The organism is Bacillus sp. 05T31, from assembly GCF_056396725.1.
The window spans coordinates 1-2387 of record NZ_JBFTMA010000685.1; the positions used below are offsets into that span (position 1 = coordinate 1).

Genomic DNA, 2387 nt, shown 5'->3' on the forward strand with positions numbered 1-2387 from the left:
GTGTAACCCCGTCTTAAATGAAGAGCGGGGTTATTATTTTTGGAAGTGATCTCAGCATTTTCATTTAGAAGGAAATAAATTGGCAATGAAATCCGAAAATGTAATCAGCATTACACACTATATCTTTAAGTTATAATGATTTTCGGAAATGAGCTATATGTCCAAATTTTTGAAAGTACTCTTACACCTACCATTGGGTAAGCACCTTTCACGCGTTTGAGGAATAAGTATTTTGTCAGAAAACGATAAAATACAATTCTATTAAGGGATATATGCATTTTATTCTCTTTATTTTTGTAGTTGAAGTTTTCTGAATAACAAGTTATATTTTTAAAGTTCAAGCAACTTTATGACAGTACAAAAAGGGGAGAAATATTGTTATTATGCAAAAAATGAAATGGAAGAACTATGTATGCAATTTTATTATTCTTATGCTTCTTGTAACAGCAGTAACAGTCAAACCAGCTATTTCTAAGGCTGAGGAATCTAATGTTAATATTACATTGTTAGGTACTGCAGATATTCATGGTAGATTTATGCCTTGGGATTATGCGCTTGATGGAGCAAATATGAGTGGAAGTTTGACGCAGCTTTATACGGTTATAAAGAAGGTACGTCAAGAAAATCCAAATACCATATTAGTAGATGCCGGGGATACAATTCAAGGAAACTCAGTAGAATTATTCAACGATAAGCCACAATCGCCAATGATGGTAGCAATGAATACAATGGGATATGACGCCTGGGCATTTGGAAATCATGAATTCAACTTTGGATTAGATACATTGAAAAAAGTTAGTGAGCAATACAAGGGAAAGACGTTAGCAGGAAATATTTATAAGGAAAATGGAGAGCGTTTTCTTCCTGCATATACGATTGTTGAAAAAGGTGGAATTAAAGTCGGGATTATTGGTATGAATACACCAATGATTAGTGATTTTGAAAAAGGGACAGATCATTTGGATGGTTTAGTAGTGAAAAATCCAGTAGAAGAGACAAAAAAGGCTATTAAAGAATTAGAAGATAAAGTAGATGTAATGGTAGGGGTTATGCATATGGGACTAGAAAATGAGAATGGAATCCCAGGTACTGGTGTTCAAGATATTGCGAATGCTTGTCCGGAACTAAGCGCTATTTTTGCGGCTCATATGCATAAACTTGTAAAAAAAGAAGTTGTAAATGGCGTAATTATTACAGAACCAGATAAATACGGAACGCATATTTCACGTATTGACCTTACTTTTACAAAGCAAGATGGGAAGCTTGTTTTAAAAGATAAAACAGCTACCGCTATACCTGTAAAAAATGCTGATGGAACTACAGTATTATCTGATTCTACACTTGAAGAAACACTAACACCTTTTCATGAGTATGYGAGAGRAGATGCAAATGTTGTAGTCGCCCAATTAAAGGGTAGAAACCTTGTTCCTGAAAGTGAAATAAAGGGTATTCCAAGTGTGCAGATTCAAGAGACACCTTTATCAGATTTCTTTCATGAAGTCATGCTCCATTACAGTAAGGCGGATGTAGTAGCCCATCAAATTGATAATGATTATGCCCGYTTGGATATAGGTCCTATAAAGAAGAAAGATATTGCTTATAATTATCAATATGCTTTGGGAGAAATTACAGTATATAAGATAACTGGAAAAGATTTAAAAGACTATATGGAATGGGCAGCAGGATATTTTAACTCATCTCGTGCCGGAGATGTAACAGTTAGCTTTGATAAAAACCGTCGTGCGTCTAAATACAGTACGAACGATTTCTTTGGAGGTGTAAAATACGAAATTGACTTAACAAAACCATATGGTAGTAGAATTACAAATTTACGCTCTACTCGTACAAATAAACCAATTAAAATGAGCGATGTTATGACGCTAGGAATGAATGCGTATAGAATGGAGGCTCTTCAGGCAAAAGGGGGAGCTTTAGAGGGACGTAAATTTGAACAAACTTGGTCATCTAAACAAGAGAATGCATTCGGAGAAACAGGTGGAACCATTCGTAACCTTGCTATTACATATTTAAAAGAGGTAAAGAACGGTGTATACACGCCAAAAGTTATGCATAATTGGAAAATTACTGGTGTAGATACACATTCTTCAGAGCATAAGGCTGTAGTTGATCTTRTAAATAAAGGGATTTTAGAAATCCCAAAAACAGAAGATGGAAAATATWCAAATATAGCATCTATAAATACTAAAGATTCAATTACAAAAGAAGAGATTGTAGCACTCTCACAAAAAGCTAATATTAATCCAAATCAGTTTAATCATGTAAAAAGAAAAGGTGAATTTTACAAAAAACTTAGTAGGATAATTAAATAAATATAAAAAAGATGGCTCTCGTGCAAAAAACTATTAAACTTGGACATACCATTATCC

At 33.9% G+C, this 2387-nt stretch carries 1 protein-coding gene; it reads left to right on the plus strand.

The features are described from left to right. Positions 1-383: 383 nt before the first annotated feature. On the plus strand, positions 384-2330 hold the full coding sequence (locus tag AC1DJR_RS26590) for a bifunctional metallophosphatase/5'-nucleotidase (protein WP_477003920.1): 1947 nt from the start codon (positions 384-386) through the stop codon (positions 2328-2330). The last annotated feature ends 57 nt before the right edge of the window (positions 2331-2387 follow it).